The organism is Microvirga sp. P4_G7, from assembly GCF_056401005.1.
On record NZ_JBFUKD010000141.1, the window covers coordinates 1 to 7,272 of the forward strand.

Sequence of the window (7,272 nt, forward strand, 5' to 3'; positions counted from 1 at the left end):
CCCTCGGCCCGACGGCCACCGAGGAATTGCTGGCGGAGGCGGATCGGGCGGCCTTTGACGGCGACGCAGCCGGAGCGGCCGAGCTCTATGCGGCCGTGCTGGCGCAGGATCCTGAAAACGTCGCGGCCATCGCCGCTTTGGCCAAGCTTCACGTCACGCTCGGCGATATCGAGGGCGCCAAGCGCTTCCTCGCCATGGCGCCGCAAGACAAGGCCAACGATCCCGCCCTCGTCGGCGCGCAAGCTGCGATCGACGTCGCGGAACAGGCCGAAGCGCTCGGCGACACGGCGGAATTGCTACGCAAGGTCGAAGCCAATCCGCGCGACTTTCAAGCACGTTTCGATCTGGCTCTCGCACTCAATGCTCGCGGCCAGCGCGAAGAAGCGGCCGATCAGCTTCTTGAAATCATCCGCCGCGACCGCAATTGGAACGAGGACGGCGCGCGCAAGCAGCTCGTCCAGTTTTTCGAGGCTTGGGGCCCGATGGACGAGATGACGATTGCAGGACGACGGCGGTTGTCCTCGGTTCTGTTTGCCTGATGCCCGTGAACCAGCCAGGAGCGCTCGGCATGGGGATGAATGTGATCTATCGTTCTCCGCAGGATTGCCCCGCGACGCTTCCCGTATTTCCTCTGCCCGGAGCTTTGCTTCTTCCGCGCGGACAAATCCCGCTCAACATTTTCGAGCCGCGCTATCTCGCCATGGTGGACGAAGCTCTGCGCGGGGACCGGTTGATCGGAATGGTTCAACCGGACGCGGAGGTGCGCTCGGCGTCGGCTCCCAAGCTGTATGATGTCGGATGCGCTGGGCGCATCACGCAATTCGCGGAAACGGGTGACGGGCGTTACCTCGTCACTCTGATCGGCGTGGCGCGATTCCGCATCGAGGAAGAGCTTCTCACGACGACGCCATTCCGCCAGTGCCAAATCGACTTCGAACCGTTTGCCAGCGATTTCGTGGCCCGCGCCGGCGAGAACGAGGTGGATCGTGCCGGCGTCGTGAAAGCGTTGCGCGATTTTGTCGAGGCGGCGGATGTCCGCGTCGATTGGCAAGGCATCGAGGACGCGCCCAACGAGGCCCTCGTCAACGCGCTCTGCATGATGAGTCCGTTCGGCACGCGGGAAAAGCAGGCGCTTCTCGAAGCTGCCGATCTCAAGACCCGCGCCGAAGTGCTGATCGCGCTCACCGAGATCGAATTGGCCCGTAGCGGCGGCAATTCGGATTCCACTCTGCAATAGGCTCGACCGATGGCATCAGACACACCTAAACCCGTCGAAGCCACAAGGGTCGACCCGAAGCTTCTCGAATTGCTCGTCTGTCCGTTGACGAAGGAATCGCTCGATTACGATGCCGAGCGCCAGGAACTGATCAGCCGCCAGGCCAGGCTCGCCTATCCGATCCGGGACGGCATCCCGATCATGCTCCCGGAAGAAGCGCGGCCGTTGACCGACGCACCGTGAGCGACTTTCTCGCCGCCAGGCGGCGGGCATACGCAGACTTGGCCGGGGCGGTGGCGGCCTAGCCGCGCGACGCGATCGCGTCTGCGAGCGCGAGCGTCCGCTTCGCCATCTCCACATGCAGGCGCTCCACCATGCGACCGTCGACGGTGATGGCGCCCTTGTCCCGGTTGGCCGGCAAAGCAAACGCTTCGGCGATCTTCTGCGCTTGGGCGATGTCGTCCGACGACGGCGCGAAGAGCGCGTTCGCCGATGCGATTTGGTTCGGATGGATGAGCGTCTTGCCGTCGAAGCCCAGATCGCGTCCCTGTTCGCACTCGGCGCGAAAGCCCGCCTCATCGGCGAGGTCGTTGAACACACCGTCGATGATGTCGAGGCCGTAGGCCCGTGCCGCGGCGAGGGCATTCATCAGCCACGGCACCAGGGGTGCGCGGCCGGGAACCGGGCGCGCGCGGGTTTCCTTTATGAGATCGTTGGTGCCCATGACGAAGCAGGTGAGCCGCGTATCCACGTCGAGCGCCGTGCTGGCGATGTCGTTGGCCTGCAGGATTGCGAGCGGTGTTTCGATCATCGCCCACAGATTCGTGGTCTCCGACAAGCCGAGCCGGCGTAGGCGAAGACCCACCGCGACGAGGGCCTCTGGCGAGGAGACCTTGGGAATGAGGATCGCATCGGGCGCGGCCTTCGCCACGGCGGCGAGATCGGCCTCTCCCCATGGCGTGTCGATCGCGTTGATGCGCACCACGAGTTCGCGCTTCCCGTAGCCACCGGCGCCGACCGCTGCGACGACCTGGTCGCGCGCCATATCCTTTTGCTCCGGCGCGACCGCGTCCTCCAGATCGAGGATCAGGGTATCGGCGGGCAGGCCGCGCGCTTTCTCCAGCGCCCGCGCGTTCGAGCCGGGCATGTAGAGGACGCTACGGCGGGGGCGGATGGTCATTCGATCTCCATTTTCCGATCGTTTTGGGGCGCTGCCGATTCATTCATAACGCCATTCATAACGCATGGCCGCCGTCTGCCAACCGCGGCAATGGAACGATCGTCGCGGCCATCCAGGACTTCCCCTAGCCGATCCAGGACTTCCCCTAGCCCATCCAGGACTTGCCCTAGACCCATCCGGGACTTGCCTCATCGCAGCACATCGGTACAGGTCGCCTGAAACCGCCCGGAGTCGCCGAACCATGCCGTTGTCCCGCAGCGAAATCGAAGCCGCCCACGCCCGCATCGCACCGCATATCCGCCGCACGCCGGCCTGGACCTTGCCCGATGCGTTCGGCCACGACGGCACGGTCAGCCTGAAACTCGAATTCCTGCAGCATTCCGGGTCGTTCAAGGCGCGGGGCGCGTTCAATACCTTGCTCTCGCATCCGGTTCCGGCAGCGGGCGTTGCTGCCGCCTCCGGGGGCAACCACGGCGCCGCGGTGGCCTATGCAGCGAAGAGGCTCGGCGTCAAAGCGAGGATCTTCGTGCCGGAGATTTCAAGCCCTGCGAAAATCGCCGTCATCCGATCGCACGGCGCGGAGGTGGTGATCGGCGGCGCGCGCTACGCGGACGCGCAGGAGGCCTGCGATCTTTATGTCGCGGACAGCGGCGCCCTGCGTGTCCACCCCTTTGCCGCCGAGGCGACCATTGCCGGGCAAGGCACCGTCGCCCGAGAGTGGGGGGAAGAGGCACCCGCTCTCGACACGGTGCTGGTGGCCGTCGGCGGCGGTGGGCTGATCAGCGGGGTCGCGAGCTGGTGGGCGGGCCGCGTCAAGATCGTCGGTGTCGAACCGGAGGGATCGCGCGCCTTGCACGCAGCCCTCGAGGCCGGTCATCCGGTCGACGTGGAGGTCAACTCGCTCGCCGCCGATTCGCTCGGCGCCCGCAACACCGGCGATCTGGTCTATGCCATTTGCCGGGACACGGTGGACCATGTCGCTCTCGTCACCGATGAGGCGATCCGCGACACCCAGGCTCTGTTGTGGCGTGACTGGCGCATGGCGACTGAGCCCGGCGGCGCCACAGCCCTCGCCGCGCTCGTTTCTGGCGCCTATCGCCCGCGGACGGGCGAACGGGTCGGCGTGCTCCTCTGCGGCGCGAACGTGGAGCTGCAGAAGTTGCCGCAAGGTTGAGCGGGACCGCTTGCCATTCTGCAAGACTCTTTTGCAATATTGTTTCCAATGGGAATATCGTTCGTTCAGAGACGGTTAGCAATCACCTTACGTCATGACGGGCCAAATGGTTCACCCGATGAACTGTTTAGCGATTGACTGAATAGCGTAACGAAATAACGTATATGACAAACCAACTGTCTTCGGGGGCTTGTCATGACCACGTATTATATTTCCGGCCGTGTGGCCGACGACGATGACGCTCTGCCGATGCAGACGACTCCGGACCTGTCGACGAACGAGCAGATCGTGGTCACTCAAACCGGGACCGTGACGACGTTTCACGAGAGTCATCCGGAGGCGATCCGACAAGCGGGCGAATCGATCGGCAACAACAAGGCGTACATTTACGGCCTGGTGGCGGGTCTCGATGCCGGCATCGGTTTCTCAAGAGGCTCGAATTCGGTCTATGTGGGCGCGACGGGGATCGTCCATGGCGGAATGATCGGCATCAACATTGGAACCGAAGGCCAGATCGTCAACATCGGCGAGGTGAGCGGATCCGATGCCGCCATCCAGATCGTCGAAAACGGATCGAGCGTCGCTACCGTCACGAACATTTCCAATTCCGGCGTCCTCTTCGGCAATGTTGGCGTTCTCGGCAGCGATCCCAATGCCGTCGACGCAACGGTATTCAACAACACCGGCACTGTCACCGCCCTCACCCATGGCCTCTGGCTGATCAACAACAGCCGCATCACCAATAGCGGCCTCATCGAAGTGATCGGCGGCGCTGGCGGAATCGGGGTGCTGATGGCGTCGCGGGCGAGCGATGCCACGCTGCTCACCAATTCCGGCACGATCGACGCCGACATCGCCGTTCGCGGGGGCGCGGGGACGGACACGGTTCTCAACAGCGGCCGGATCGTCGGCGACGTCGCACTGCTAGGGGGCGATGATTCCTATGATGGCCGTGGCGGCCGGGTTTTCGGCATGCTCGATCTCGGCGACGGCGACGACACCGCCATGGGCGGTGACGGTTCCGAAACCATGGCCGGCGGCAATGGCGACGACATCCTCTCGGGTGGCGGCGGCAACGACGTGCTCGATGGCGGCGCCGACAATGACGTGCTCGATGGCGGCGATGGGGCGGACATCCTGACCGGTGGAAGCGGCAACGACACTTATGTGGTCGACAATGCCGAAGATATGATCGTGGAAGCCGCGAACGGCGGCAACGACACGGTCATGACGTCGATGACCTATACGCTCGGCGCCGATCTCGAAAACCTCACTCTCATCGGTGAAAATGCCATCGACGGCATGGGCAATGCGCTCGCCAACACGATCATCGGCAACGTCGCAGGCAACATCCTCGATGGCGGCGGCACCGGCGAAGGCGACGATCTGCGCGGCGGCGACGGCGACGATATCTACATTGTCGACAGCGAGACGGACCAGGTCACCGAAGATGGCGACGAGGGCATCGACACGATCCGGTCCGCGGTCAGCTATACCCTCACGGACAACGTCGAGAACCTCGTATTGACGGGTGGCGTCGCCATCGACGGCACGGGCAATGCGCTCGCCAACACGATCACCGGCAACGACGCGGCCAATCTGCTCGACGGCGGCGGCAACGCCGATATTCTGATCGGCGGCGACGGCGACGACATCTACCTCGTCGACCATCTCGGCGACACGATCGTCGAGGCCCTGGGCGACGGCAGCGACACGGTCAACGCATCCGTCCACTTCACACTCGGGCAGAATGTCGAGAATCTACTGCTGACGGGCGCTGACGACATCAGCGGCACGGGCAACGGTCTCAACAACACCATCATCGGCAACGCCGGCAACAACACGCTCGACGGCGGCGCGGGCATCGACGATCTCGAAGGCGGCGACGGCGACGACGTCTATATCGTCGACGAGGAGCGGGACAACGTCTTCGACAGCGGCGCTGACGACGTCGACACCGTCCGTGCCTCGGTGTCCTTCTTCTTGAACGACAGCCTGGAAAACCTGATCCTGACCGGACAGGCCGACATCGCCGGCGGCGGCAACGACGCCGCCAACGTCATCACCGGCAATTCCGGGCACAACACCCTCGACGGCGGCGGCGGGGCAGACGTTCTCGCAGGCGGCATCGGCGACGACGTCTATCTCGTCGATAGGACGGACGACGCCGTGACGGAAACCGCGGGGCAAGGCGACGATACTGTTTTCGCCTCCGCCGATTTCACGCTGACCGACAACATCGAAAACTTGGTCCTGATCGGCGTGGCCATCAATGGCACGGGTAACGACGGCGCCAACGCGATCACCGGCAATGCGCTCGCCAACATTCTCGACGGCGGCGTCAACGCCGATCGGCTCGTCGGTGGCGACGGCGACGATACATATCTCGTCGACAGCACGGGCGATACGATCGTCGAAGAGGCGAGCCAGGGAAGCGACACGGTGCGCGCTTCGGTGAGTTTCACACTCGCGGCCCATGTCGACAATCTCATCCTCCTCGGCGGCGGCGAACTCTCGGGCACAGGCAATGCCGAGGCCAACGAGATCACCGGCAACGGGTCCAGCAACACGCTCGACGGCGGTGCGGGAGGCGACCGTCTCATCGGTGGCGACGGCGACGACACCTATCGGGTCGATAGCGGCGCCGACATGGTGATCGAGAACGCCTTGGAAGGCGTCGACACGGTCATCGCATCGGTGACTCATACGCTCGCGGCCCATGTCGAGCACCTCATTCTCAGCGGAACAGCAATATCGGGGCACGGCAACGCGCTCGACAACCAGATCACCGGCAACGACGCCAGCAACATTCTCGATGGTCACGCGGGCGCCGACACCCTTTCGGGCGGCATCGGCAACGACATATACATCGTCGACGACCAGAATGACGTCGTGATCGAGGAATTCGCACGCGGATCGGACACGGTCCGGGCCTCCGTGTCCTACACGCTCACCGCGGAGGTCGAACACTTGGTTCTGACCGGTACGGGTCCGTTGTCCGGCACCGGAAACGATCTCGACAACACGCTCATCGGGACCACCGGCAACAATACTCTCGACGGCAGCGCGGGTGCCGACACGCTCGACGGCGGACGTGGCGATGATCTCTACATCGTCGACAATCTCGGCGACATCGTGAAGGAAAGCGCCGCCGGATTCGGCGTCGACACGGTCGAAGCTTCTGTGTCGTATACTCTTGCAGCCAATGTGGATCATCTCACGTTGACGGGCGGCGACGACATCGACGGCACCGGCAACGGACTCGCCAACATCATCAACGGCAATTCCGGCAACAACATTCTCGACGGTGGCGCAGGCGCGGATGCGATGTCCGGCGGCGCAGGCGACGACAGCTATATCGTCGGCGATGCGGGAGACACGGTGAGCGAAACCGTGGGATCGGACATCGACACGGTGTTCGCATCGGTGAGCCACACCCTCTCGGCCCATGTGGAGCATCTCTCCCTGACCGGGACGGGATCGATCGCCGGTACCGGCAACGAACTTTCCAACATCATCATCGGCAATTCCGGCGACAACCTGCTCGTCGGCGGCGCCGGCAACGACATGCTCGATGGCGGCGCGGGCAGCGACAGGGCCGGTTTCTCCGGCAATCTGGCCGATTATCTCATCACGCGAAACCTCGACGGCAGCATCAGTGTCGCCGACACCACCCTCGACCGGGACGGAACGGACCTCCTG

6 protein-coding genes are annotated in these 7,272 nt (G+C 63.9%); 5 read left to right on the forward strand and 1 reads right to left on the reverse strand.

The features are described from left to right. From AC1DT3_RS08660 to AC1DT3_RS08670, 3 genes are all read left to right on the forward strand, one after another. On the forward strand, window positions 1-539 hold a 539-nt coding region (locus tag AC1DT3_RS08660), incomplete at its 5' end, for a tetratricopeptide repeat protein (RefSeq protein WP_477464850.1). Window positions 540-568: 29 nt separating this feature from the next. After that, a complete protein-coding gene (locus AC1DT3_RS08665) occupies window positions 569-1,237 on the forward strand; it encodes an LON peptidase substrate-binding domain-containing protein (protein WP_477464851.1) in 669 nt (222 codons plus the stop codon). Window positions 1,238-1,246: 9 nt separating this feature from the next. Further along, window positions 1,247-1,459 (forward strand): Trm112 family protein, encoded by a 213-nt coding sequence (locus AC1DT3_RS08670; RefSeq protein WP_477464852.1) that lies wholly within the window; start codon window positions 1,247-1,249, stop codon window positions 1,457-1,459. 58 nt (window positions 1,460-1,517) lie between these two features. On the opposite strand, the gene AC1DT3_RS08675 is transcribed toward AC1DT3_RS08670, so the two are convergent. Next, the gene (locus AC1DT3_RS08675) at window positions 1,518-2,396 is read right to left on the reverse strand and encodes an HpcH/HpaI aldolase/citrate lyase family protein (protein ID WP_477464853.1); all 879 of its coding nucleotides are present in this window, start codon (window positions 2,394-2,396) and stop codon (window positions 1,518-1,520) included. Between the two features lie 241 nt (window positions 2,397-2,637). On the opposite strand from AC1DT3_RS08675, the gene AC1DT3_RS08680 reads away from it, so the two are divergent. Next, complete coding sequence (locus AC1DT3_RS08680) at window positions 2,638-3,570, forward strand: threonine/serine dehydratase (protein ID WP_477464854.1); 933 nt, start codon at window positions 2,638-2,640, stop codon at window positions 3,568-3,570. A 195-nt stretch (window positions 3,571-3,765) separates the two neighbouring features. Then, window positions 3,766-7,272, forward strand: a 3,507-nt coding sequence (locus tag AC1DT3_RS08685) for a beta strand repeat-containing protein (RefSeq protein ID WP_477464855.1), incomplete at its 3' end; no start/stop codon positions are given.